Raw genomic sequence first — 25,683 nt, 5'->3', positions numbered from 1 at the left:
AAGCGCAGTCTATAGATGATGTACTGGTAATAACCATATCAAACGCCGAGCATCTGATAGTTAGCATCGAGACTTTACCTTTCTTATTTGGCCTTTCTTGTTTTACCTTAATCGTATCAGTCTGATTGTTTTCCATACCTAAAAAGGAAACAACCATGCAGCCGACCACCAAACTTACTCTGACCCTCGAATGGTTTTTAAACCCTGATCACCTACCCTTTATCGCTGGTGTGACCACGGGCGCATATGAGCAAGCAGGGCTTGATATCACCATTGTCGAGCCAGATGACCACTATGATGGCTTTGCCGAATTACAGAACCAGAGCATCGATCTGCATATAAATGAGCCGATTCATCTGTTTGAGCATTACGCGCCTAATCTGCGTGCGCTTGGCTGTTTTTTTGAGACCGATGGCGGCATATTGATGCAGCGCGCTAGCATGGACAAATTAAAAAACAATCAACCAATCCGCATCTGCACCCCTGCCGCTGAAGAAAAGACCAATCGTATTGGCTTTGAGATATTGGCTCGCTATGCCAAAAAAAACGGCTTTACTATCAGCCGTGATAATGTGACCTTTGTACAAAAAGACTTTTATCATATAAAAAACCTGCAAGAAGACCCAAGCCTCGATGGTGCATGGCTGTGCTTTTATAATTTTGAAGGCGTGGAAGCGACTCATGAAGGGTTGGACTTTACGTTTATCGATCAGCATCTGTCACCTTATCCAAACTTTTCAGCGTTAGAGATTCTCACGACGGATGAGATCTATAGCGCGAAAAAGGATGCGATAGATGCCTTTATCCAAGTGACCAACCAAATGACAGAACTGTGCAAAAACGAGCCAGCCACCGCTCACCGTATGTATTACGACTATAGTAAAACCGAAGCAGATACACTGATGGATGCGATCATTGATAATACGCTGGGTAGATTAATCACGCCAATCAAACCAAGTGCAAGTAAGTGGGAAGAGCTGCGTGAGATGCTGGTCGAAATCGATATCGTGACGTTGACTGATGAGCAGTATCAGTCGCTTTGGGCGCTGTAGACATTTTAGAAGTTACAATATTTTGAATAATAAAAAACCGCTATAGCATTTGCTGTGGCGGTTTTTTATTTAGCTGTAATCGAATTATAAAATTATTGCTGTACGATACCAAGCTGCTTGGCTTCTTTTAGCCACATTGGGAACTCTTCTAGCATGTTTTCATACAAGGCTTCTTCGCTGATATCATCCAAATCATCGAGTTCAAAAAAGTCGCAATTATCAATCACGCGCCCTGTCATATCGTCTAGTTTTTTGAGGATGCCATAACCACGACCACCTAAGCCCACAAATTGCCAAAATATCGGCAGTTTTGCGGCTTCCGTCATGACTCTGGTGATACCGCGATTGTCATTCACCCCGCCATCACTGATAAATAGCACGTATACGGGCACATCCAAGCCGTCCTTTTGATAAAACTCCGTCACGGCTTTCATGACTTCTGCTTCATTATTAATGCGCGGGCCAAGTGCCCATTTGCGCCAGCCACCATGAGCATTATTGATAAAACCGTCATAGTTGCTCAGTCCAATCTCGCCCAAATACTGCGGATCTCGGGCAAACGCCCAGCAGTCTAGTGCTTGGTCGTCATCGAAGCTCACTGCCAATGGCAATATGCGATTGACCACCTCTTGCACACGGCCTTTTTTGTACTGTCTATTCATTGACCCTGAGGCGTCTAGCACCAACGCCACTTTTGCCGTTAATTGTTGTAATTGGCGTTTCTCAAGCGATATTGTGGCTTTTTTGGCCAGATTGACCAGTTTTGGCGCTTTGTCTAGTATCACCTTTTCTAGCGATGGCTTTGTTTGAACTGGCGTGGCGGTCTCTTCTACTGTAGAGCTACTCTCTTCTACGTCACCACCGAAATGCTGCACGATGGCGGCAAGTCCACCATTAAAGCCTTGCGCGACGTTGGATACTCGCCAAACGCCACTTTTACGATAAAGCTGCATTAGCATACTGGCTTGCTGCTGGGCAAAGTCTGCTGCTTGATACTCTGCCTGTACTTTTTGCGACTGCTGCCAAATGCCAATCTCTAATGATTGAATTTGATTCAGCGGCGTGTCGGCTGATAATACAAAAAACAAGCTGTCTATATCAGTAGCCAGTTTGGATAAATTAACTTCAAACTCGGCTTGGATGCCTTTATTCGCCGTTGGCTGCGACTCGTAATGGGTGAGCTTGATTTGCTCGCACGGTGAGGTTGGCTGATTATAAAACACCATGTAATCATCATTGATCAGTTTGCCCGCTGCATCTAAGGCAAAGCAGCTGATGTCCATCTCTATTGAGCTTTGGCGAGTGAATTTGAGCGTGATTGGTGCGGTATCGTCAATAGCAAGGTTGCTTAAAGGTGCGCGTTGTCCGACGGTGAGATGGTTCATGGTATTCCTCTTATTCATACAAAAGCTCTTCAGAAGCCTAAGTTTTATCGTTATTTTTAATAGTCAGCTTGCTCTGCTCCTAAAGACCTTAAACCTTCATAAATATAAGTTTTTGAAGTAGGTGATTTATCTCTAATAATTCTTATCAACTCTTCGTCTGATTCTTTGCTCATATGTTTTAGGTGAAGATTCCATATATCTAGTGTGGTTCTTTTGCCATGGGTATCGCTACCTAGGTACATGATGGAAACTAGCTCTAATAGCTCTTTGCGATTCAACTCTTCTAGAAAGCTAAAATCTGCAGATAAATGATCTATAGCAAATTTAAACAAACTCCCTGAGCCTATAATTCCCCATTCGTTATCATCACTCTTTTCATCAGTAGGCCATTTCTCTAATAATAATAGTATCCTTGGTACATCTAATGAATTCAAATATATATAAAACTCTGGGTCATTTTCCCAAATACTATCATTTTCTAGAAATTGTGGCGGTTCAGGTTTAATATGTACTTCTGAATAAGGTTTTGGATAACAACTTCGAAATTTATCAAAGCCCATTTCTGAATGTCTGCCATCATATGTGGGACGGAATAAATTATATAAAGAATGCCTAGAAACAAAAAGGAAACTACCTTCATATACTCTAGTAACGCTTTTAATTTCATTAGGAATATGTTTTCCTTGCCAGATACCATCATTACGCACTTCACCAAACGTCAAGTCACCATTTTTAAATTCTGTGTACTCTACCACCTTATCGTTTCCATATGATTCCGAATTAATAGGCTTTTTAATTGGTTGCGTTTCAAGAAAAAAATAGCTTTCTGATGGCTTATATAGGTAATTAATATAATGCAGTGCCTTTGGGAGACAATCGTAGATAGCGCCACTATTCATTGATAGCCTTACTTCTCTATTATCTTTAACCTCAGCTTTGAGCAAATCTAGTCCACCCATCCTAGGTAGAAAACAATGATGGACAGCTGTATCATTTCGAACAATTTTATTTAAAACAGAAACAATAGCATCTATATCGTTAAATACTAAGTAATGAGCCTTATATGGGTTTAACTCTTCCTGAAGATTCGTCCATTTTGAAGATATAAGAGCAGCAAAGTCCTTAGTTGCTTCTATCCATTTTATTAATTTGGCTTCAAACTCTTCAATACTTGGTCTTAGATTAGAATTATTTTCTGTAGCTCTCTCAAGTAGTTCATGCAAGCTTTTCAATTCTAAGCGTTCATCTTCTAAAGCTATATCCATCTTATCTTTAGCCCAACTAGCATACTGCCCATCAAATCCATTGTCGTCCTTACTCAGAAACATCCATAGCGTTACACCTAAGGAATAAATATCCGCTGGTCTAAAATCATCATTAATATCTTTGACATACCTCAGTTCAGGAGCGATAGTTGCAAAATTACCAATACTATCTTTAACTTTAGTAATGCGTCTATTTTCAGTTCTTAGAGGAGTTGATATTAAACCAAAATCTGCTAAAAAAAGTTTTTCGTCTAGGCTAAGTATGTTGTCAGGTTTAATATCTCTATGAGCCATACCTTTATTATGAATATACTTTACAGCAGAGACAATATTTAGATATTCATCGCATATTTGTGTAGCATTTTTATTGTTTAATAGGCGAGAAGCAGAATTGCAGATAGGCATTGAGAGCCAACAGTTGGTTCCAGATTTATCATAATCGTAGATAGACATAATTGATTGATGTTCGAAACTTGATTGAGTAGTAACCTCCCTTTCAAACCTCTTCCATTTGTTTTTATTTTTACTTCCACAATTAACAAATTTAATGGCTATCTTTTCAGACTTCGAACCCTCTCTTGAAGCGGACCAAACTACTCCATTACCGCCTGTTCCTATCTGTTCTTCTAAAATCCAGTTGATATCATTTACCTTCATTAAGTTGCCAGCTTCTACATTTTCAAAATTCATTGTTAAAGCTCTTATATAATTAGATACCCTTTAGTATTTTTAGAACATATCATATAGGTTACCTGTTTTTGACATATTTCTACTGATTAGAACAAATTATCTAAATCATCTGAAACAGCTTTATTTCTGTCCTCTTTATAGTTCTCAATATCTGTATCCAACTTTTCCTTCCAAGACCTGCCTCGCTTAATATCTTCTACTTTTTTATTCCAGCCAAGAACATAATATGTGTTCCAACTTTCCTCAGCAACTTGTGTTTTAACCACATTTAATAGCACCCACCCGCACTTAAGATATTCGTTAGCTTCCACACTATCGCTTGTCTCATGCAGTCTTATAAATTTGTTGTAGTATGACTCATCCATAGTAAAGCTCCTTTTTGAATTACATCTGACTAATAATACAACTATACAGATAATTGTAGACTTATTTTTAGAAAAATAAAAAAACCACCATAAAATGGTGGCTTATCTATTATGCTTGCTTTTGCGCGAGGGACGAGCGCCGAGCTAAGTCATTAAAGAGCACCGCCCCATGCATCGCATATTTGCCCATTATTAAAGGACTCCGATGCTGAGGCCATGCTTTCTAATCTTTTGCCTTTTTTACAACGCCTTCAATTGCTCCATCTGCGCCGTCATCGCCGTCAACTGCCCTTCTAGCTCAGCCAGTTTCGCCTTCTCAGCATCGACCACTTCCGCAGGTGCTTTACTGACAAAGCCTTCATTACCTAGCTTGCGCGCGATACCGTCGGCTTGCTTTTGTAGTTTTTCATGCGCTTTGCCTAGACGTGCCAGCTCAGCCGTTGGATCAATTAGTCCCTTCATCGGTACGAGTACCCGTAGCTGACCGACCATACTTGATGACGATAGTGGCACTTCATCACCTTCTTTGACGATCTCTAAGCTCTCGACTTTGGCAAGCGCTTTGAACTGGTTTTTGATACGTGAGAGACGCGCCTCTTCATCGCTAGAGACATTTTGTAGTAGCACTGGCAGACGTACCGCGTTACCCAGTTTCATCTCACCACGGATGTTACGGACGCTCGCGATTAGCTCTTGTAGCCATGCCATATCCGCTTCGGTCTGCTCACTGATTTGGCTGGCATCGGTCTGTGGATAGTCAGCGACTACGATGCTGTCGGTGTTTTTACGATCCAGTAGCGGCGCGATGGTCTGCCAGATTTGTTCAGTCAGATACGGCATGATTGGATGGGTGAAGCGTAGCGCCGTCTCTAGTACGTGCAGTAGTACATAGCGGATTTGCGCTTTACGTTCGTCAGATACTGAGTCATCATTTAGGCTGGCTTTGGCAAGCTCAACGTACCAATCACAGTATTCGTTCCAGATGAACTCATAGATATCTTGGCTGACCATATCGAGACGGTACTGAGCAAAATGCTGATGGATGTCGGCAACGGTAGAGTTCAGACGACTCATGATCCATTTTTCTGGTAATTCCCAAACGTCAGGGTTTGCCGCTTGATCGATAGGCTTGGCACTGCCTTCGCCATCGACACAGTTCATGAGTACAAAACGGCTGGCGTTCCAGATTTTATTACAGAAGTTGCGATAACCCTCGACACGCTTTAGATCAAAGTTGATATCGCGACCCGTACTGGCAAGCGAGGTAAAGGTAAAGCGCAGTGCATCGGTGCCATAAGCTGGGATACCTTCTGGGAACTCTTTACGCGTTTGCTTTTCGATTTTGGCCGCGTCTTTTGGATTCATCATATTGCTAGTGCGTTTTTCTACCAGCGCTTCTAGCTCGATACCGTCGATTAGATCGATCGGATCTAAGACGTTGCCTTTTGATTTTGACATTTTTTGACCATTGCCATCACGTACCAGACCATGCACATAGACGGTCTTAAACGGTACTTGCGGCGTGCCGTCTTCGTTTTTCACGAAGTGCATAGTCATCATGATCATGCGGGCAACCCAGAAGAAGATAATGTCAAAACCTGTCACGAGCACGCTGGTTGGGTGGAAGGTGTCCATCACGCGTGGATCGGCGTTGACGTCTGCCCAGTCAAGCGTACTGAACGTCCATAGACCAGAACTGAACCACGTATCAAGCACGTCATCGTCTTGGCGCAGTTTTACATCATCGCTTAGGTTATATTTAGTGCGCACTTCCGCCTCATCACGGGCGACATAGATTTCACCTGTCGCATCGTCATACCATGCAGGGATACGATGTCCCCACCAGAGCTGACGGCTGATACACCAGTCTTGTAGATCGGTCATCCACGCCATATACATGTTTTTGTACTGCGCAGGGACGAACTCGATGCTGCCGTCTTCTACTGCGTCAATCGCAGGCTTGGCAAGCTCTTTGACCGCGACATACCACTGATCGGTCAACCACGGCTCAACGATCGTGCCGCCACGCTCAGCACGCGGAGCTTTAAGTGCGTAGTCTTCGATGTCTTCTAACCAGCCCTGCTCGCCTGCTTGCTCTACAAGGAATTTACGCGCAGCAAAACGCTCAAGTCCTGCATACTCGCTTGGCGTAGTCTCTAACTCTGGCTCACGTGTTTGCAGATCAGGATAAACTTCCATCGCTGGCAAGATATTAGCGCGCTCATCTAAGATGTTAATCAATGGCAAGCTATGACGACGACCCAATTCATAATCGTTGAAATCGTGCGCTGGGGTGATTTTGACACAGCCCGTACCGAAGTCTTTTTCGACATAGTCATCAGCGACGATAGGCACGATACGACCCGTGATTGGCAAGGTAATGGTTTTGCCGACTAAATGCGCATAACGCTCGTCGCTAGGATTGACGGCGACAGCGGTATCACCAAGCAAAGTCTCAGGACGTGTGGTGGCGACGACCAGATAGTTTTTACCATCTTGGGTGGTTAGGTCTGTATCGGTGAAATGATAGCGGAAATGCCACAAGCTGCCTTTTTCGTCGTGGTTTTCGACTTCTAAATCAGACAATGCGGTTTGGAACTTTGGATCCCAGTTGACCAAACGCTTACCACGATAAATCAAACCATCATCGAAAAGAAGAACGAACACTTCTTTTACCGCATTAGACAAGCCATCATCCATGGTAAAGCGCTCACGCGACCAGTCAACCGAGCTGCCCAAACGGCGAATCTGGCTGGTGATATTGCCACCTGACTCTTCTTTCCATTCCCATACTTTATCGATGAAATCTGCACGCGTCATATCACGGCGCTTGATACCTTGCGCTTCCAGACGACGCTCAACGACCATCTGGGTGGCGATACCCGCATGATCCGTACCTGGTTGCCACAACGTATTGTCGCCATCCATACGGTGATAACGGGTGAGCGCATCCATAATAGCGTTGTTAAAACCGTGACCCATGTGTAGCGAGCCCGTGACGTTTGGCGGTGGTAGCGCAATAGAAAACGATTCGTCTTTATCAAAAGTCGGCTGAAAATAGCCGCTTTCTTCCCAGCCTTGATACATACCTGCTTCGACTTCCGCAGGATTATAGGCGCTCTCTAATTGGCTTAGCGCCGCTTGGATAGACTGGGTCAGATTGGTTTTCGCATTGCTATCAATGCTGGTATCGGTATTAGGATTGCTCATAATAGGGTGATCTTATTGTTGATAATGAATGTGGTCAAAATGAGATAGCGCAAAACGCTATAAAAACAGGAAAAATAGTTGATAGTGTGATTTTAACGCAGATAGGCAGATTTTGTTAGATGGTAAGGCAATTTATAAAGCCTGAAGGCCATTTATTACTCAAATTGTTAATCAATTAACAACAGCAATCAGAAGAATGGGAAATATAATAGAGATTACTTATGCAGCAAAATCATTAGCTTATAACCAGCGAGCCGACCGTGTCCCAAGATACCGAGCATGACCATGATTCTCAGGCTAATCTATCAAACGATGAGCGTACAAATGCGAGTACCACTACTCCTGTGCCTGAAGGTGACAATACGCTAGAAGAAAGCGGCTGTCCTTCTAAAGGCATTGAGGTAGACAAGGACGCAGACGACACTACAAACAGTGACGTAGATGACACTACAGATAATAATGTAGACGAACCTATCAAAGCCACCGAAGACTTAGAAAATGATGACCTGCCAGAAGAAATCAGCGACGAAGACAAAGAAACCATCAAAAAGGTCGCCAGTGACGATAATCTAAGCCAAGCAAAGAGCTACGCCAGTATATTAGTCGAGCAAGTCATCCACGCCAAAGAAACCTTTGAGCGTTCACTTGGCTCGCTATTTACCAGTGCCTTTACGGCTGGGCTAGAGATTGGCATCAGCTTTTTTATGATTTTATCGATGTTTGCCCTACTCAATGATGTGATACCCAGTCGCTATGCGATGGTGCTGTCGTCACTGCTGTATCCAATTGGCTTTATTATCGTGGTGATTGGTCAGTCGTTATTGTTCACAGAGCAGACTTCCCTCTTAAGCTTGCCTGTCCTAAATAAAATCGAACCGCTACATAAGCTGTTACGGCTATGGGGCATTGTCATCGCTGGTAATATCGTTGGCGGCTGTCTGTTTTCGGCATTAATGGTTGGCTTAGGGCTGCATATGCATCTGTTTACAGACCATGCCATTGATGTCTATGCCGAGCATATTTTGGGTTTTGAGTGGTGGGTGATCTTTGGTAGTGCAGTACTCGCAGGCTGGATGATGGGCGTAGCAGCATGGCTAGTAACCTCTGCACGGGATACGCTTAGCCGTATTGTGCTGGTAACCCTAATTACAGGTAGTATCGGGTTTTTGGGCTTACATCATAGTATCGTGGGCAATATCGAAGTATTTTCAGCGCTGCTGTATGGCAATACCGTCAGTCTCTGGCGCTACTTGGTATTTTTAGTCGTGGTACTGGTGGGCAATACAGTCGGCGGCGTGGTATTCGTCGCGGTGCTTAAAAATCGTACGTTCTTATTTGAAATTGAAAAAGTCAAAGAGCAAGCTGCCGAGGCAAGAGCGAAAATGGACAGACGAAGATTCTAGACTTGAGATAAAACTGATTTGAGTTAGAACTGGTTTGGGTTAAAACGAGCACTAAACACAAAAGCCCATAACCTGCTTCATTATACAAAGCGGATTATGGGCTTTTTTACTAAACCATACACTGTTGATTTTCGCCAAGTAATGTCTCAACGGGCGCAACAGTGCGTTACTACGGTTATTTTCAACCTCTTACATTCTACGTGCTGCCAATACACTGTTTTCTATCTCGGTTCTTTTGGCTTTATTATGCTGGGCAGTAAATACTCTGACCATGATACCAGCGGTCAAGAACATGATTAGCGTATAAATGGCTGGCGTCATCGACATCTTATAGTTAGCCAATAGCGTCAGTGCCATAAACATTGAAAGCGTACTGTTTTGTAGGCCGACTTCCATAGTAATCGAGCGTCTTTGTGCAGGATTTAGACCGAACCATTTGCTGGTGTAATAACCAAGCGCCATCGTCGATACATTCAATATTAATGCCACAGGGCCAGTAGCGATTAACGCTTCAACGATAATGTCTCGTTGCACATAGCTTAAGAAAAGTACCAAGAAGCTCAAAAATATCACGCCAAAACGAGACACCATCACCTGTCCCTTGTCTGCCGCGTTAGGCGCATAGCGTTTGATCAACATACCAATACTGACGGGTAAGATAGTCAGAGCAATTAGGCTGATCATGGTCTTGACCACTGGCAACTGAAACTCACTACCCGCACCCATAAAGTATACGAGCGAAAAACTGAGGACGATAGGAATGGTAAATACGGTAATGACACTGGCAATAGCGGTCATGGTGACCGAAAGTGCGACGTCACCTTTGGCTAAATAGGTAAATAGATTCGATGTCGTGCCACCAGGACACAGTACTAGCAACATAACCCCAACGGCATACTCTGGCTCGAGAGACATGGTGGTTGCCAAAGCAAAACCTACGAGCGGCAAAAATATTAGCTGATTGGTCAAGCCTATGGCGACTGCTTTAGGGTATTTGACGACTCTCTTAAAATCATTGGTAACTAAGGACAATCCCATCCCCATCATAATCAAAAAGATACTAATGGGAATGACTTTTGCATTTATAAACGTGACTAACTCAACACCTTCCATAACTACATCCTTGTAGATAGAGCCCTTACACGGGCAGGTTTATGACAACCTCGTCATGCTCAATCAGCCAATCCTGCTGATATCTTGGGTAAAAGCCACCGACGTTGTCAGCTCTTTATATGACACTTTTCCATACAGTCGTGTTTTTAAACCGACAATTTTTGATAAAACTGGTTACTACGAACCGAAATAATAACGGAACGGCAAAATTCAGTATATCGTTGTAAAAGTGTATGGTTTTGATTTTTCTAACTACTCGTCAGTCAATTATAGGTTTTTACACTTGATAAAAAAGTAGAAATGATTTAGGCGGGGATTTTATGATTTATAGCAGATGTAGAGTGAATATGGTCGATACTGATAACAGCTGTACCGTAGGCGATGGCTTCGACCATACTACCTAATTGGTTGACATTGGTTACCTCAAGACGTAAACCGTAGATATGCGTGTAGCCTTTGGCTTTTGCCTCAGTCCGCATACGAACGATGGCTTCGCGGCGTGCACGATCTAGCAAAGTCTCGTAGGTGGTTAAGTTTTTGCCAAAGACACTTAGTACGCGAGCAATAATCATTTTGAAATAATCTTGAGCGATGACGACACTACCAAGTACCAGCTCGCCTTCACTACCCGCTGCTAACTTGGGACAGTATAGACGTTCGCTTGAGACAGTGATATCGCCTAATGCTTGCTCTGCTACTGTTAGCTGTGCCAAATGCTGACGCTCATGGCGCGACCCAAAGAACCAGCCAGCGGCGAATAAGAAGACAAACGGCCCATAATTGATGAGCACTTGCGTGAGTGAATCATTCATAGCACGTTTCTCATCGTAAAAAGCATCGGTGCTTTTAGCATTATAGGATTCGGTATTGTAGTTTTTAGTATTGTAGCTTTCAGTATTATAGGATTAACCAAAAGGATTGAAACGCGGTAAATCATCGGGTGCGACTTGGGTCTGAGTATTCGTATTTTGACTAGAATGGTCGTAACCATCGCTTGGTAGGTTTTGATACTGCTGCTGTGATATCGGCGCGACCTTGACCGCAGTCCCATAGACAAACAGCTCTGACGCACCTTGGGCGATGCTAGAAGTCGAAAAACGTAGACCGACCACCGCATCAGCACCTAACGCCTCTGCTTTGACAATCATGCGATCGATTGCTTCTTGCCGTGACTCTTCTAATAGCTCGGTATAAGCCGTCAGCTCGCCGCCAACGATGTTTTTTAACCCAGCAAACAAGTCTTTACCGACGTGCTTTGAGCGCACGGTACTACCGTACACCACGTCTAGGCGTTCGGTAATTTGATAGTTAGGTAAGTGTTCAAGGTTAGAGAGTTGCACAGTCATAGGATGACCTTATCGGTGACTTATAAAATATATAGTAAATCAAAGCGCTGCGATACAGCATAGACAAGACAGAAACAGCACCGTTAGCAGCGCTGTTTCTTAGCATTATTAATCGTTGGTATGGAATAGTAAGAATAATTCAGTCAAATTACCTTCGATGCTATTGGCCATCTGTACCATTTTGTCTTCGTCTTTACGCATCTCAGACAGCTCTGGATCTTCATCATCGATACCGCTTAGTACGATCATAGGCAAGGTCAATACTGCTACGTCTTCTGCCGTCTCTTCATCTTCGAACCAATCGCTTGCTTCATCACCATACATGGCATCGACAAAACCGATTGACCAAGCAACGATGTCTGACTCGTCAGAGAAATCAACCGCCACTTCTTCGTTACCAGCATCTTCACCAAATGGTAATTCAATAGGCGTCTCATTTTTTAACTCAGCCATGATCGAATCGCGCCAGCGTTTGATACCATCGATGACGTTGTCTGGAATTTCACTTACATGACCTTCGAACAGGGCATCCATCCAGTTAGGCAATGGACGACCGATAACCGTCGCTGTCAAAAAACCATGCGCTGCGACACTATCTAGCACGAACTGGCTTTCTTGATTGTCCAAATAGTCTAGTAATTCATCAAAACTTAGTTGGTTACTCATAATTTGGTTTTCCTTAGCAGATAGATGTCATCAATCGCAGTGGGCGATCGGTTAAATAAAAGAGGACGAGTACTTATTTTAAGACTAAAGGCTGCTTAATTAATCAAACTCAAGCAACCTCTATCAGGTAAGTATTATCGAGATGAACTGGTTGCAAGCAAACCTAGAAAATTAGAAAAGTGGCAAACAGCAGGCAACCAATTCGACTGGCTAAATAATTTTAGTCATTAAAATAGTCACTGCTGTAAAAGTAGCCACTAGAGCACTTTAGTCCACTGAAACGACTGATGCCGACAAATTAAAAATCGTCATCATCCCAATCATCGCCGTCTTCATCGAAGTTGTCTATGTCGTCTAGATCGTCTTTTAACTCTTTAGCCAAACGCTTTTCTTCTAGCAAATTATCGATTAGCCGACGTTTTTCAAGACTACTTAAACGTGTACGTACGCTCGTCTCAGCTTCTTCAACCATCTTTGCATCATCATCGTCGACAAAATCATCATCAAAATCGTCGTCAATATCAGCGTCACTCATGACAAACTCCTATCATTTTTAGGCAAGGGTATTAAGAATACATCAATATATATATGCCTTATAAAGTCTCTATTGAATGTTGTCAATCCTTTTTCGCAATATGGTACATTTCAACTCTACGATTAAGATAGTCCAGTAGGCTATATAACAGACAATTGTAATATAAATGACCAAATACAGTCGGCATTAAATGTGTAGCTCGTCCTCATCTTCAATCATCAGAACCGCGTTGCGCACATCAGCCAAACGCTGAATCAATGAGTCGTTAGCACCGTCAAATATCGCACACTCGCGCTCATAGACAGTGGTTGGGCGCATGATGTTATGTACTTGTACATGGTTGCTGATTTGCTTGAGACCGGCATTTGGCAATAATATTAATAGCTGCTCTTTTTTGCCGATACTCTGGAGCAAATGAGTCATTGGCTCTGACTGCGCATCATCACTGACGCCCGCTTTTGCTGGTAAGGCAAAACGCGACAGCTCAATATGCTTATCGTGAATAATTTTGTTGAGCATTAAATATAGCTTGGCAAGCATCACGCCTGCGAGTGCCACTTTTGCATGGCTATTATCAGCCTTTAGTACCACACTTGCACCATTGTCTTCAAAGTGCGCTTCATTCATCGCACTCACGCCCAGCAGCAATGGTTGTCTTAGCAGCTCGGTCACGGCTTGATTGAGTAGCTGGGTGCAGAGTGCTAGGTACGGAAGACGCTGCGCAGGCGCAAGGCGTTCAAGCATATTGAACTCATCATGGAATACAATTTGAACTTTGACGCTATCAACAGACCGTGTGGCAGACAGTTTAGACGTATGACTGGTAACTTGAGAAGCAACACTATCTGTATCCGCTATCTCGCTTTCGCTACCTTCACTCGCACTCGCTAGATTGTCAGTATCGCTACCTGTCTCTTGGTTTTGCTGAGTTCTAAGGTACTCGTTCACTTCATTATGCACATTAAATTTGCGTGCATTAGTCACTTCGTCATCTGCTGCGTTTGCCGTATTATCCGTCGCTACTTGACTGTCTGCTAAATGAGACGCTGATTTACCCGTTGACTGGCGTTCAAGTTCACGGTCATAGCCGCGTTGATCGACTGGTCTGTATTGGTCACGATACAGCTCTTGGATATCTCGACTTAATGCATTGATTTGCTCTTTGGTCGGACGAGCGAGGTAACCATAAATCAACCAAAGCAGTAAATGTAGCAGCATAGTACCGATGACAAACGGCCATTGCATGGCGATAATCTCGCCTTTGCTAACGTCTTTCAAAGTCAATGCAACGCTACCGATGACTGAATCGCCATTGGTGGCGATTTGACGAATAGTGTCACCTTGCTGCATCGGCGCATTGCCTACTGGCACCAAGATATCGTCGTTGTTGTCCTTAATCAGTATCCGTGTGACGTCTTGCTCGCTGGTATAGCGATTGGCAATAACGCTTAAACTCACACGGTCTTTATTTTCTAAGGACAACCTTGCTTCATCAATCAGCTGGGCGACCATCTGCTCGCCTTTTAACGCACGACTATTGCTCAGCTGTTGATCAGTACTAATGACCAATAACAGCGTCTGCAAACAAAAACTAACCAGAAGAATAATGGCAAACAACCCTTGCCGCGGCGCTAAATACGTCATGATATGTTAAACTTTTTTGGAGAGAAGAAATTAAAAAACGAGGCTACTGCTCATTTTTTGGCTAATTTTTAAACAATTTTGATGTGCGCCAATGGTAGTGCGCACATATTGATAAAGCAGTACTGCTTATTAATGACTATCAACACCATCAATTTTGCCTTGCTATCTTTTGCGAATGCATCGTTAATAAGAAAGCATCGTCAATCAACAGTCAGCTTATCTCATCTACTATATCACCATAATAAGCCTTATAGCGTGAGCGCTTTATAAATTTATCATAATAACTTTATTGCATTTTCTATGGCTTCTTACGCCATAAAATCTGTTTTTTAGCATCATTGTTACTTTGCGCGTCATCTATAGGCGCTGCCCAGTAAAACTGTTATTATTCCTAATCTTATATGAGCATACAAGGGACAATTGAGCCATGCCAAAAAATACATCTTATTCGTTACCAAAAGACAGCAAAGCATGGCAACAAGCCGTTGATTCTATTGCGGCATTATTACCCGAAGATACCAATTTGCAAGACTTTGATGCGCTACAGTCGCTACCTGTTTTTGCGCTCATCGTCGTACTGCCGACTCAGGTATCCGCATTAGATATTCATCAGTACGTTCAGTCGTGGGTCGACGAACAGCCAAGCTGGCACCTAGTGACCGTTGCCGAAGATACTGACGCTAGTTTCGTCAATATCACGGTATCTGATACAGAGCCTACAGCAGCAGACGCACAGCGCCTACCCTTTACCCATACTCAAGTCTACCGTTATCTGCTAGTACCAGTCACTGACACGCTGATGCACCCTGGCAAAAAAACCGCCGCAGCTCACATCATTGATGATCAGCTAACCACTCGCCTGCGTCATGACCTAACTGAAGAATACAACAATACGCGTAGTGCCGACAGCGCCGATAATTTAAACGTAGTGGACTGTCACATCCTATCTGTCGGTCATATGCTGCGGACACATAAGCTTGCCTGCTTTGATATGGACTCAACCTTGATCGAGCAAGAAGTCATCGTAGAGCTAGCAAAAACGGCTGGGATTGGTGAAGAAGTCGAAGCCATCACTGAAGCAGCAATGCGCGGTGAAATTGATTTTGATGAATCATTTGCTCAGCGTGTGGCTTTGCTAAAGGGCATTTCTACTGATGTGCTGGATGATATCTGTAGTCGTCTAACGTTATCGACTGGTGCACGCACGACGATCAGTGCGCTAAAAGCATTGGGTTATCATACGGTGCTAGTATCAGGCGGCTTTACTTATTTTGCCCGTTATATCGCTGAGCAGCTGGGTATCGATGAAGTACATGCCAACGCTCTAGATATCGAGGAAGGTGAAGTCACTGGTCATGTACAGTGGCCTATTGTCAATGGTGCCAAAAAAGCCGCTATCGTTGAGCATACTGCTGAGCGCTTAGGCATTGAGATGTCACAAGTGGTCTGTATCGGTGACGGTGCTAACGACTTACCGATGATGGCATTGGCCGATCTGGGTGTGGCCTATCATGCCAAACCAATCGTTCAAGCACGTGCTGATGCCGCTATCAACGTGACAGGACTTGAAGGTACTCTGTACGCTCTTGGCTATCCAGCCCTCGCTCCTACTGAGTAATCGCTAAGTATTCTAGATTATCCGCTAAGCTAGGTTAATGTTTTGTCATTAATCTGGCTTTTATGCTTTAGAGCGTGGCTTAAACAAGAGAAATAGCGTAGATAGGTAGATAGGTAGATAGTACCGATATATTAACCAGCTATTTGATGATGTCTGACAAGATTTATCCATTTTTAGTTCAGTTAGATGCCTATTAAGTAAATGGAAGACATGCCTTAGTACGTGATGATAATTAATAAAATCTGCTATTCATACTGATGTTTAGCTAACGCCTGTTTTAGTTATTACTCATTTTTAGATGCTACTTATTTTTAGCTAATGCTTACTTTCAGATGACACTTATTTTTAAATGATAAAGGAATGCCCATGACGGCACCACAATATCCACGGCCAACTCAGCCGTCAGCGCCAACGCCACTAGAACAAGATACGGCACCTGTACATACAGATAGCCCAAAGCAGCTGGTAGGTATCTATATCAGAGGTATGGCCATGGGCGCAGCTGATATCGTACCTGGCGTCTCTGGCGGCACTATTGCGCTGATTGCAGGGATTTACGAGCGCTTGATTAACGCGCTTGGTAGTATCGGCCCCAATCTTTGGACGATATTTCGTCAGGAAGGTGGCATCAAAGGATTCGCTGCAATTTGGCGCCAAGTAGACGCGACGTTTCTATTGTGTTTGCTACTGGGTATTGCCACTAGCTTTGCGACCTTAGCCGGTATCATTAAGCATTTATTGGACAATCAACCATTGCTTATTTGGTCGTTCTTTTTTGGACTGGTCGTTGCAACGGTATTTATCTTACTCAGTGAGATAAAGCGCTGGAATATAGGACGTGTCGTACTGTTCGCGACTGGACTTATTGCCGCCGTAGTCATTAGTAGTATGCCGTTACTCACGACCACGCCTAGCTTACCGTATCTGTTTTTTGCAGGGGCAATTGCTATTTGTGCCATGATCCTACCGGGAATATCAGGGTCGTTTATTTTGCTATTGCTAGGCGCTTACGATGCAGTATTAGAAGCAGTCGATACGATGAATCTGAGTGCCATTTTCACAGTCATTGCGGGTATGGCGACTGGGCTATTGCTATTTACGCGCGCACTTAAGTGGCTGCTCTCGCATTATTATCAGGCTACCTTAGCATTGCTGACAGGCTTTATTGCAGGCTCTCTAATAAAAGTATGGCCATGGAAAGTAGATGCGCTAGGCTCACTAAATACTGAAGCTGTCCATAACGTAATGCCGTGGCAATATCCTACTGGCGCACAGTGGTCAACGACAGTAGGACTTATGCTACTCGGTGCTATCTTAGTTTCGCTATTATCTTGGTGGGGTAATCGTACCAATCGAGTCTAAGTATTCAACGAACTGTCAGTCCTATTTGCTAGTTTGGCATGGTTTGCTAGCTAATAAACACCCTCCCGAGCAAACAAAACCATTTCCATATCACTCAAAATAAGCGCCACTCCTCACGGCGCTTAGCCTAACATCTAGCCATCAAAGATCGCAAAACAAGCCAAAAAACCAAACGTCAACGGTTGTCGCAAAGTCGCCTGTACCCTCTTCAGCTTTACTCAATAACCTCTCATAATAGTCTCATTGGAATTCACCTTATGAATAGCGAGATGAATGATGTTAATGACTATATTTTCTTTTATCGGTGTAGAGGCATGGAGCGGCGCGGCATGGCTTGGTTATGGACTGCTAGCCAGTTTAGTAGTTGTGCTTGCTTTGTCGTCATATCGTTGGCTACTGCTATATTTGTTTGGCGGGATGGCCTATTGGTTCACCGTTGAGTTGATTCAAAATATATTAGCCGGTCGTCCTATGTTGATGGAGCTATCGTCATGGCATCGCTATATCATCGCTATGGGCATCAGTTGGTTACCGTTGGCAGCTTGGGTACTATATCGGGCATTACGCTATGATGACGTGAGTCAGACAGTTAGCCAGCAACGTGAGCTAGAAGCCGCACGTTATATCGAACACACTCCTGTCTACGATGATAACTATCAGCCACGTTTCCGTTAAAACCGTCCTATTTATACCTCTGTTTTTTATATCAACACCTTACTTACGTCAGTGACATCGAATGTTACAAGATACTTAACGCTCTCTACTTAACTCCTAAAGAGTTGATACCCTGTGATAGTTTATAATCCAGTTATATATTTGTCATAAAAACTGGTATAAATTACGCTTTATTTTTATGCCTCATTTCTTTAGGAGTTCTGCTATGTTTACTGTTCCTGTATTAGATATCAAATCTGATCCATTAGATGCTTTATTGGCTGTTGTTGGCTATCGTTTGTCTATGTTAGCTGATAGCGATAACGAAGACGTCAAAGCATTATTCGCTGACCGTCAAGTTACGATTGAGTTTGCTAGTACTGAGTCTGATATCGCCCGTTCTTTTAGCTTTGACAATGGACAATTCAGTCAACAAAGCGGCCATGCAAAAGAAGCCGATTTGACCATCACTTTCAAAGATTCTATGACTGGCGTTAGACTGCTAACCAAAGGTAGCTTGCCTGCCTTTATGACTGCTGTACAAGAAGGTAACTTGAGCATTGAAGGCGACTATAGCTTAATGATGTGGTTCAACAAACTTGCTAAGCATATCGTTCCAGCTATCCCAGAAGAGTGCAAACCATATATTCAAAAAGCCAAACCTTACGCTTATAAAGCACAGAAACTTGCTGAGCATTGGGTTGGTATCGCCAAGCACAAACTTGGCAAATAAAAAGAATGATGCACTGAGCGATAGTCATTGGTAGAATGGATGATATAGAACTAGATAGCCAAACGTATAGTTACTATTTATGTGCGCTACTGTGACAATTATACATACTGTCTAGCAGTGTTCTGATTTTCTAAAAAGGTTGCGGTATACTATACGGCAACCTTTTTTGTTACCTTATAAATGACAATAGATAAAAACATTGGTTTTATTTAATACCCTCTAATTCTTATAAAAGGACTTACCTTATGGCAGGATTGCTTAGCATCTCCGAACCTGACGCCACCCAGCCAACTGATGTAGCCACTCAGCCAGATACGATCAACAGTGATTTTTTGGCCAGTCTAGCCACAGACGCAACTCAAACTGATAATAAAGTAGCTACCATGTATAGCCGTGAAGAAATCGCGCAACTGTTTGATTTACCTTTGATGGACTTGTTATTACAAGCACAGACCATCCATAGAAAGCATTTCACTGCCAATGAAGTACAAGTCAGCACGCTACTCTCTATCAAAACGGGCAACTGCCCTGAAGATTGCGGCTACTGCTCACAGTCAGGCCATCATCGCGACACCACCAAACTACAAGCAGAAAAACGCATAGAAGTTGATAAAGTCATCGCAGCGGCCAAGCGTGCCAAAAACAGTGGCTCATCACGTTTCTGCATGGGTGCCGCGTGGAAACACCCAAGTGCTAAAGACATGCCTTATGTGGTTGAGCTGATTAAAGAAGTGAAAGCACTAGGTCTTGAGACTTGCATGACACTGGGTATGCTTGATACCAATCAAGCAACGCAGTTGGCCGATGCAGGGTTGGATTACTACAACCATAACCTAGATACTTCACGCAGCTACTATGAGCAAGTCGTTAGCACGCGCAGCTATGATGAGCGCTTAGACACGATAGAAAACGTGCGTAACTCTGGCATCAACGTCTGTAGTGGCAATATCGTTGGTATGGGCGAAAGCCGTGATGACCGCATCGATTGGGTACTTGAGCTGCTAAAAATGCCAAAAGCGCCTGAATCAATTCCAGTCAACTTACTGGTGCCTATTGCAGGGACACCGATTGGTGACAAAGTATTAGCTGAAGGTCAGCTGTCTGTACTTGAATGGATTCGTACTATTGCGGTCGCCCGTATTTGCTGCCCGACTAGCTACGTGCGTTTATCTGCTGGCCGCGAAAGCCTGTCAGATTCTGAGCAGGCATTAGCCTTTATGGCAGGTGCTAACTCATTCTTTTATGGTGACAAGCTTCTTACCACTGGTAACGCAAGCCAATCAGGCGACGACAGACTCATGCGTGAGCTTGGCCTTACCAAACAGTTTGCCGCACCAAGAGCGCCTAAAGTACTGCCTGTAATGGATGCGATGAATGGTCATCAAACACAAGTTGTATTGGCAGAGTAGGCCCAAGCTAAAAAATACAAGTTAAGCAAGAGAAACTATGATGGCAGATTATTTTAACTGGATTAAAGCGGCACACATTATCTCGATGGTCTGCTGGTTTGCGGCGATATTTTATTTGCCGCGCCTGTTCGTCTATCATGCGATGAGCGACGATAGCATCAGTCATGAGCGCTTTGCCATTATGGAGCGCAAGCTATATCGCGGTATCATGACCCCATCGATGATAGCGACATGGGTTTTTGGTCTATGGATGTTAGGACTGGGCTGGGATGTCTATAAAACCCAAGGCTGGCTACACGTCAAATTGCTATTAGTAGTGCTGCTGTCAGGATATCATGGCGCTTGCGGCTTTTATCGTAAGAAGCTGATCGATAAGCCACATTATAAAACGCATAAATTCTGGCGTTGGTTTAATGAAGTGCCTGTTTTTGCCTTAGTGATTATCGTGATACTAGTCGTGGTAAAACCGTTTTAGTATCAGAAAATCATTTAACATGCAGAATAAAAGCGTCCGTAACTTCAATGAGTTGCGGACGCTTTTTTATTCATTTATAGGCCGTGTTGTCAAACTGGAAACATCAAACCCTAAATACTAGGGCGCATAATTTGATAAACATTGCTTAAGTCATAAACGCGATAACGAGCTGGTTCACGGCGATTTTCGCCAGCATAGCTCAGTATCAAAGCCTGCTTGGCACGCTCATCGACCCAACCGACAAACAGTCCACTATGCTCGACGCCATTGTAACCATGATTGATATAATAGAGCCAGTCGCCTGCTTCAATCTCGCTGCTAATAGCATAGGGCCCTTGCGCATAAGTGCCTTTGTGTATGGTATTGCGCGATACCCCTGCTCGATTAAATACCGCATTTAAATAATCCCAGCAGCCACCTTGAATAATTGTGCGCTCGTTAAGTGCCATTTTGCGGGCGGTACTGACCACCTCACGTGCTGCCATACTACTCTGCGTCTCAGCATTGCTCAATAGCGGTAGATACTCGCTATCGACATTGTCATAGTTGCCTGATAAAAACGCCGGTAAGACTGTAGGCGCTTGACGTGTTACCTCAGGATAACGATAGAATGTATTCGTCGTTGATTGAGCTGATTTCTGAGCGATAAGCATACTCATACTATCTGCATGGGCTTGTCCTACCATGCCGCAGGTAAATAGTAAAAAACCGCACGACGTGGCGACTGACGGTATAGACAAACGCGACATGACTAACTCCTTGTCAACTAGATCTCAATGACAGTATCAATAATAAGAAGGATAAATTTTATAATCCTACTTATAAACCATTTGCGCACAAATCTGCAAGCACTATTCGCTTGCGTCAGGTGATAAACGGTATAAATATACTGATGGATGACAATATTGGAGAGGCACGTCGAGTGGAATTTAAAGTGACATTTGAGTTAGAGATTGGATAGCACGAAGATAATAGCTATGCTCTCGTAGAGTATGAAATTAAGAAAAAATACTAATTACTCTTCATTTTAATATTTACATGACGTTTCGTTAGCGCCTGCCCTTCTAAGATGGCTTTAGCAGCTTTTGCTTCTTGAGCACTCTCGAAACCAGTAATATGATATTTGCGAACATCACTGCTATCGACAATCTGTAATTGCTCGCCAATCAGCGTTATCTTATCGCCATCCGTTAAATGAATATGCTCACGCTTACCTAGATTGTCATGGACCAGCTCGCCAGCCCTTACCCACAATGTACCGCTGCTAATCATACCGCTCATGGCTTTCTTATGCTGTTGGCGCTTTTTATTGAAAATAAAACTACCAATGATAAGCAGTGCAAGTGCACCGATGGCTAAACGCTCAGGCAACAAGCTCATCGCCATGGCGACTGCGACAGCCCCTACCAATAATGCAGAACCAAACCAAAACATGCCATTATCAGCAGCATTCGCTTGCCCTTGTAAGGTGATTTTGGCGCCATCATCAGTCAGCTTTAGCATGTGTTGTTACCTATTACGTAATGTACGAATATTTTCTATTAAAAAACTGCCTATTAGCAGCTAACAGGCAGTTATTGACACTAAAAACAAAGACAGTATGTTGAATCTAAACGCTAGTCTACCAACCAAGCGCCGTCTGTTGCATTTTAATCAATTCAGCGATGCCTGTTTCAGCTAATGACAGCATAGCATCTGCTTGAGCACGAGTGAACGGCTTTTCTTCAGCAGTACCTTGCAGCTCAATGTACTCACCTTTTTGGGTCATCACGACGTTCAAGTCGGTATCGCAGCTAGAGTCTTCTTCGTAGTTCAGATCAAGATATGCTTCGCCATCTTTCATACCAACAGAAACCGCAGCAACCAGTCCGATTAGCGGATCTGCTTTGAGTTTCTTGGCCTTTTGGATACTCTCTAGCGCATCGATAAGCGCAATTGCAGCACCAGTGATACTAGCCGTACGAGTACCACCATCCGCTTGCAGCACATCGCAATCTAGATAGATGGTGTTTTCACCAAGCTTACTCAGATCAATCATGGCACGCAAGCTACGACCAATCAAACGCTGAATCTCTTGCGTACGACCTGACTGCTTACCGCGAGCCGCTTCACGCTGATTGCGCGTGTTGGTCGCACGTGGCAACATACCATACTCAGCTGTGATCCAACCTTTGCCTTTACCTTTGAGCCAGCGCGGCACACCAGACTCTACACTGGCAGTACATAGTACTTTGGTATCGCCAAAACTTACCAATACTGACCCTTCAGCATGCTTCGTATAATGGCGCTCAAAGCTGATCGAGCGAAGTTGGTCAAGCTCACGATTGTCAATACGCATAAAAATTCCTAGTACAATGTTATAAAAGCAGTGTCATAAAAATACCTATCAGTCGTTAGCAAACACATTGATAGGTATGTAGTCGACTAAAATCTTAAGATATCCTAACGTGACAACGGCGCAATAGCAAGATTCACACCTGCCATTACGCCACCGTTATCAATAGAATGTCAGATATAAACTATTCTAACCCTTCCATCTTACGCAATTCCTTACGTAGGATTTTGCCAACGTTCGACTTTGGTAATTCGTCAACGAACTGTATATGACGTGGGCGCTTATAGCCAGTCAGTTGTTTTTTGCCATATTCTAGTAGCTCTTTTTCAGTCACGTCGCCTTTTTTGACCACAAACAGTTTTGGCTCTTCGCCGCGATCATCATTTGGTACACCAATAGCACCGCATTCTACGACTGCTGGATGCTCACTCATCGCCTCTTCAATTTCGTTGGGATAAACGTTGAAACCAGAGACTAAAATCATATCTTTTTTGCGATCGACAATTTTGATAAAGCCTTTTTCATCCATAATGCCGATATCGCCAGTTTTTAAGTAACCACTAGCCGTAAAGGATTCAGCAGTTTCTTTCGGACGATTCTGGTAACCAATCATGACCTGTGGACCTTTTACGCAGATTTCACCACGATCGCCCATGGCTACTATATTTTCGTCATCATCAATGAGTACGATATCGGTACTAGGCGCAGGAATACCGATTTTTCCGGTAAATTCCGCAATAGTCATCGGATTGAAAGCCACCACGGGTGAAGTCTCAGACAAGCCATAACCTTCAACGATAGGCAGACCAGTGATTTTATGCCATTCTTTCGCTACGCTAGGCAATACTGACATACCGCCGCCGATAGACGCTTTTAGATTAGAAAAGTCCAAATCAGCAAAGTTATCTTTGTGTACTAAGCCGTTAAACAAAGTATTCACGGCAGGGATAAACGCCGGCTTATACTTGGCCATCTCTTTGATAAGACCATCAAGATCGCGCGGATTCGGAATGAGTAGCGAGGCATAGCCTTGGTACATGCTACACATACCGCAGACCATAAATGAGAATACATGATATAGCGGCAGTGCGGTCAAAATCACATCTCTACCATCTATATCATCATCAAATGCACTGTTCATCAGCGCACTGACCTGTAGCATGTTGGCGACTAAATTGCCGTGAGACAGCATCGCGCCTTTCGCTACTCCTGTCGTACCACCAGTATATTGCAGTAGCGCCACATCGCTTAAGTTCAACTCAGGGCGCTGGTACTTACTGGCTGATTCAGCATTCAGAGCATGCTTGAAACTCACGCTATTCGGTATGCTATAAGCAGGAATCATCTTTTTGACATGACGAGCCACGAGGTTGACCACGGCTCCTTTAATCGTACCTAGCATATCACCAATGGTACACACGACTACATGCTCTACCTGACCTTTGTCTTCGGCCTCTTGATAGGTCTTGGCAAAGTTTTCAACGATAAATAGCGCTTTCGCACCACTGTCATGCAACTGATGTGACAGCTCACGGCTGGTGTATAGAGGGTTTACATTGACCAAGACCATCCCTGCGCGAATGATACCCAAAGCGACCACTGGATACTGCAAGACGTTGGGCATCATTACCCCAACTTTATCGCCTGCGACCAGTCCTATTGACTGCAAATAGCTAGCAATCTGTCGGCTATATAGATCTAATTGCTTAAAAGTAATCGATGAGCCCATGCAGATATAGGCAGGTTTTTGGCCATAACGGCTAAAATTACGCTCGAACACATCCAGTAAAGAGGTATTGTCTTCTGGCATCTCGATAGTAGCATCGATGCTATAGCGCTCATAAGCGCTCAGCCACGGACTATCACTGTCGATGGTCGGCATAGTAGGAAACGCGTTGCTTTGATAGACATCGTTGGTAGTATTGGCTTTATCGTCAGTTGCAGCGCTATTATCTGTCGTTTTTTTATTAAAATTATCCGTCATAATTTTCCCTAAATGTTACTGTTAAAAACATTGAATATGCTAATGGAAACACCATTTTTTATGATTATCGCTGACAGCAGAAGCTTATGAATAAGAAATAGATAAGTATGATCGGGTTTGTCATTCATAAGCTTTGCAAATTAAAGTGTGTTACTGGGTCTATGATAAATAATACTACCACTCAGCACGACCAAGTCGAAAACGATATTTACTACCATGATTTCGCCTGTTACCTTGAGCAAAACCAGTACGATTTTTTGGACAAAAACAAAAATACGTCGATGGGCACTATAGCAGTTTTAATAGATATTCTCTATTAATAGTGGCTGTCATCCGCAAATGTCAAAAGCGATAAAGACAAAAAAAAGCGATAAAGACAAAAAAATGATAAGACAGCATGGTTGCAGCCTTATCATTTTTGGTTACTACTTTAGTTACT

At 43.5% G+C, this 25,683-nt stretch carries 22 protein-coding genes; 8 read left to right on the top strand and 14 right to left on the bottom strand.

Annotated elements, in window-relative coordinates; all coding sequences use genetic code 11:
• Positions 1–155 precede the first annotated feature (155 nt).
• Positions 156–1,052, top strand: coding sequence for an ABC transporter substrate-binding protein (locus HCZ91_RS10520; protein WP_179799346.1), 897 nt, complete (start codon positions 156–158; stop codon positions 1,050–1,052).
• A gap of 92 nt (positions 1,053–1,144) precedes the next feature.
• On the opposite strand, the gene HCZ91_RS10515 is transcribed toward HCZ91_RS10520, so the two are convergent.
• The 4 genes from HCZ91_RS10515 to HCZ91_RS10500 all read right to left on the bottom strand — a co-directional run bounded on the left by HCZ91_RS10515 (position 1,145) and on the right by HCZ91_RS10500 (position 7,967).
• On the bottom strand, positions 1,145–2,437 hold the full coding sequence (locus HCZ91_RS10515) for a VWA domain-containing protein (protein WP_179799345.1): 1,293 nt from the start codon (positions 2,435–2,437) through the stop codon (positions 1,145–1,147).
• Between the two features lie 56 nt (positions 2,438–2,493).
• Entirely contained in the window at positions 2,494–4,392 is a 1,899-nt protein-coding gene (locus HCZ91_RS10510; protein ID WP_179799344.1) for a protein kinase, read from the bottom strand.
• An 86-nt stretch (positions 4,393–4,478) separates the two neighbouring features.
• The gene (locus tag HCZ91_RS10505) at positions 4,479–4,757 is read right to left on the bottom strand and encodes a hypothetical protein (protein WP_179799343.1); all 279 of its coding nucleotides are present in this window, start codon (positions 4,755–4,757) and stop codon (positions 4,479–4,481) included.
• 240 nt (positions 4,758–4,997) lie between these two features.
• Complete coding sequence (locus tag HCZ91_RS10500) at positions 4,998–7,967, bottom strand: valine--tRNA ligase (protein ID WP_179799342.1); 2,970 nt, start codon at positions 7,965–7,967, stop codon at positions 4,998–5,000.
• A gap of 260 nt (positions 7,968–8,227) precedes the next feature.
• Between HCZ91_RS10500 and HCZ91_RS10495 the strand changes: the two genes are divergently transcribed.
• Positions 8,228–9,370 (top strand): formate/nitrite transporter family protein, encoded by a 1,143-nt coding sequence (locus HCZ91_RS10495; protein ID WP_346342192.1) that lies wholly within the window; start codon positions 8,228–8,230, stop codon positions 9,368–9,370.
• A 189-nt stretch (positions 9,371–9,559) separates the two neighbouring features.
• Here HCZ91_RS10495 and HCZ91_RS10490 read toward each other — a convergent pair whose 3' ends face one another.
• From HCZ91_RS10490 to HCZ91_RS10465, 6 genes are all read right to left on the bottom strand, one after another.
• A complete protein-coding gene (locus HCZ91_RS10490) occupies positions 9,560–10,483 on the bottom strand; it encodes a bile acid:sodium symporter family protein (RefSeq protein ID WP_179799341.1) in 924 nt (307 codons plus the stop codon).
• A gap of 305 nt (positions 10,484–10,788) precedes the next feature.
• On the bottom strand, positions 10,789–11,295 hold the full coding sequence (locus HCZ91_RS10485) for a heavy metal-binding domain-containing protein (RefSeq protein ID WP_179799340.1): 507 nt from the start codon (positions 11,293–11,295) through the stop codon (positions 10,789–10,791).
• A gap of 93 nt (positions 11,296–11,388) precedes the next feature.
• Positions 11,389–11,829, bottom strand: a complete 441-nt coding sequence (locus tag HCZ91_RS10480; protein ID WP_257020044.1) for a YbjQ family protein — start codon at positions 11,827–11,829, stop codon at positions 11,389–11,391.
• Positions 11,830–11,937: 108 nt separating this feature from the next.
• On the bottom strand, positions 11,938–12,495 hold the full coding sequence (locus tag HCZ91_RS10475; RefSeq protein ID WP_179799339.1) for a UPF0149 family protein: 558 nt from the start codon (positions 12,493–12,495) through the stop codon (positions 11,938–11,940).
• Positions 12,496–12,793: 298 nt separating this feature from the next.
• Positions 12,794–13,030, bottom strand: a complete 237-nt coding sequence (locus HCZ91_RS10470; RefSeq protein WP_057761656.1) for a hypothetical protein — start codon at positions 13,028–13,030, stop codon at positions 12,794–12,796.
• Positions 13,031–13,216: 186 nt separating this feature from the next.
• Complete coding sequence (locus tag HCZ91_RS10465) at positions 13,217–14,674, bottom strand: hypothetical protein (RefSeq protein ID WP_179799338.1); 1,458 nt, start codon at positions 14,672–14,674, stop codon at positions 13,217–13,219.
• 427 nt (positions 14,675–15,101) lie between these two features.
• On the opposite strand from HCZ91_RS10465, the gene serB reads away from it, so the two are divergent.
• From serB to hemJ, 6 genes are all read left to right on the top strand, one after another.
• Positions 15,102–16,292 carry a phosphoserine phosphatase SerB gene (gene serB / locus HCZ91_RS10460; RefSeq protein ID WP_179799337.1) on the top strand — a complete coding sequence of 397 codons (1,191 nt, stop codon included), beginning with the start codon at positions 15,102–15,104 and terminating at the stop codon, positions 16,290–16,292.
• Positions 16,293–16,658: 366 nt separating this feature from the next.
• Positions 16,659–17,654: a DUF368 domain-containing protein gene (locus HCZ91_RS10455; protein ID WP_179799336.1), complete on the top strand. Its 996-nt coding sequence runs from the start codon at positions 16,659–16,661 to the stop codon at positions 17,652–17,654.
• 282 nt (positions 17,655–17,936) lie between these two features.
• Positions 17,937–18,329 (top strand): AciT family ciprofloxacin tolerance protein, encoded by a 393-nt coding sequence (gene aciT / locus HCZ91_RS10450; RefSeq protein ID WP_224737784.1) that lies wholly within the window; start codon positions 17,937–17,939, stop codon positions 18,327–18,329.
• A gap of 205 nt (positions 18,330–18,534) precedes the next feature.
• Positions 18,535–19,041, top strand: coding sequence for an SCP2 sterol-binding domain-containing protein (locus HCZ91_RS10445; protein WP_165597886.1), 507 nt, complete (start codon positions 18,535–18,537; stop codon positions 19,039–19,041).
• A 383-nt stretch (positions 19,042–19,424) separates the two neighbouring features.
• Positions 19,425–20,450 carry a biotin synthase BioB gene (gene bioB, locus HCZ91_RS10440; RefSeq protein ID WP_257020045.1) on the top strand — a complete coding sequence of 342 codons (1,026 nt, stop codon included), beginning with the start codon at positions 19,425–19,427 and terminating at the stop codon, positions 20,448–20,450.
• Between the two features lie 40 nt (positions 20,451–20,490).
• On the top strand, positions 20,491–20,925 hold the full coding sequence (gene hemJ, locus HCZ91_RS10435; protein WP_179799367.1) for a protoporphyrinogen oxidase HemJ: 435 nt from the start codon (positions 20,491–20,493) through the stop codon (positions 20,923–20,925).
• 110 nt (positions 20,926–21,035) lie between these two features.
• On the opposite strand, the gene HCZ91_RS10430 is transcribed toward hemJ, so the two are convergent.
• The 4 genes from HCZ91_RS10430 to HCZ91_RS10415 form a co-directional block, all read right to left on the bottom strand.
• Entirely contained in the window at positions 21,036–21,674 is a 639-nt protein-coding gene (locus HCZ91_RS10430) for a hypothetical protein (protein ID WP_179799334.1), read from the bottom strand.
• 262 nt (positions 21,675–21,936) lie between these two features.
• Positions 21,937–22,428, bottom strand: a complete 492-nt coding sequence (locus HCZ91_RS10425) for a hypothetical protein (RefSeq protein ID WP_179799333.1) — start codon at positions 22,426–22,428, stop codon at positions 21,937–21,939.
• Positions 22,429–22,546: 118 nt separating this feature from the next.
• On the bottom strand, positions 22,547–23,263 hold the full coding sequence (gene rph / locus HCZ91_RS10420; RefSeq protein WP_179799332.1) for a ribonuclease PH: 717 nt from the start codon (positions 23,261–23,263) through the stop codon (positions 22,547–22,549).
• 181 nt (positions 23,264–23,444) lie between these two features.
• Positions 23,445–25,244, bottom strand: coding sequence for an AMP-binding protein (locus HCZ91_RS10415; protein ID WP_179799331.1), 1,800 nt, complete (start codon positions 25,242–25,244; stop codon positions 23,445–23,447).
• Between the last annotated feature and the right edge of the window lie 439 nt (positions 25,245–25,683).

Source organism: Psychrobacter sp. BI730 (genome assembly GCF_013414195.1).
GTDB lineage: Bacteria > Pseudomonadota > Gammaproteobacteria > Pseudomonadales > Moraxellaceae > Psychrobacter.
Note: the sequence above shows the minus strand (reverse complement) of the source record. Positions and strands in the feature narration are given on the sequence as shown.

Bases quoted from the DNA above. Each gene is read 5' to 3' on its own strand.
- HCZ91_RS10515 (WP_179799345.1), bottom strand. From the start codon at position 2,437: ATGAACCATCTCACCGTCGGACAACGCGCACCTTTAAGCAACCTTGCT.
- hemJ (WP_179799367.1), top strand. From the start codon at position 20,491: ATGGCAGATTATTTTAACTGGATTAAAGCGGCACACATTATCTCGATG.
- rph (WP_179799332.1), bottom strand. From the start codon at position 23,263: ATGCGTATTGACAATCGTGAGCTTGACCAACTTCGCTCGATCAGCTTT.
- aciT (WP_224737784.1), top strand. From the start codon at position 17,937: ATGACTATATTTTCTTTTATCGGTGTAGAGGCATGGAGCGGCGCGGCA.
- HCZ91_RS10490 (WP_179799341.1), bottom strand. From the start codon at position 10,483: ATGGAAGGTGTTGAGTTAGTCACGTTTATAAATGCAAAAGTCATTCCC.
- HCZ91_RS10425 (WP_179799333.1), bottom strand. From the start codon at position 22,428: ATGCTAAAGCTGACTGATGATGGCGCCAAAATCACCTTACAAGGGCAA.
- HCZ91_RS10415 (WP_179799331.1), bottom strand. From the start codon at position 25,244: ATGACGGATAATTTTAATAAAAAAACGACAGATAATAGCGCTGCAACT.
- HCZ91_RS10455 (WP_179799336.1), top strand. From the start codon at position 16,659: ATGACGGCACCACAATATCCACGGCCAACTCAGCCGTCAGCGCCAACG.
- bioB (WP_257020045.1), top strand. From the start codon at position 19,425: ATGTATAGCCGTGAAGAAATCGCGCAACTGTTTGATTTACCTTTGATG.
- HCZ91_RS10480 (WP_257020044.1), bottom strand. From the start codon at position 11,829: ATGACTGTGCAACTCTCTAACCTTGAACACTTACCTAACTATCAAATT.
- HCZ91_RS10485 (WP_179799340.1), bottom strand. From the start codon at position 11,295: ATGAATGATTCACTCACGCAAGTGCTCATCAATTATGGGCCGTTTGTC.
- HCZ91_RS10475 (WP_179799339.1), bottom strand. From the start codon at position 12,495: ATGAGTAACCAACTAAGTTTTGATGAATTACTAGACTATTTGGACAAT.
- HCZ91_RS10430 (WP_179799334.1), bottom strand. From the start codon at position 21,674: ATGTCGCGTTTGTCTATACCGTCAGTCGCCACGTCGTGCGGTTTTTTA.
- HCZ91_RS10445 (WP_165597886.1), top strand. From the start codon at position 18,535: ATGTTTACTGTTCCTGTATTAGATATCAAATCTGATCCATTAGATGCT.
- HCZ91_RS10465 (WP_179799338.1), bottom strand. From the start codon at position 14,674: ATGACGTATTTAGCGCCGCGGCAAGGGTTGTTTGCCATTATTCTTCTG.
- HCZ91_RS10520 (WP_179799346.1), top strand. From the start codon at position 156: ATGCAGCCGACCACCAAACTTACTCTGACCCTCGAATGGTTTTTAAAC.
- HCZ91_RS10500 (WP_179799342.1), bottom strand. From the start codon at position 7,967: ATGAGCAATCCTAATACCGATACCAGCATTGATAGCAATGCGAAAACC.
- HCZ91_RS10505 (WP_179799343.1), bottom strand. From the start codon at position 4,757: ATGGATGAGTCATACTACAACAAATTTATAAGACTGCATGAGACAAGC.
- HCZ91_RS10510 (WP_179799344.1), bottom strand. From the start codon at position 4,392: ATGAATTTTGAAAATGTAGAAGCTGGCAACTTAATGAAGGTAAATGAT.
- HCZ91_RS10470 (WP_057761656.1), bottom strand. From the start codon at position 13,030: ATGAGTGACGCTGATATTGACGACGATTTTGATGATGATTTTGTCGAC.
- serB (WP_179799337.1), top strand. From the start codon at position 15,102: ATGCCAAAAAATACATCTTATTCGTTACCAAAAGACAGCAAAGCATGG.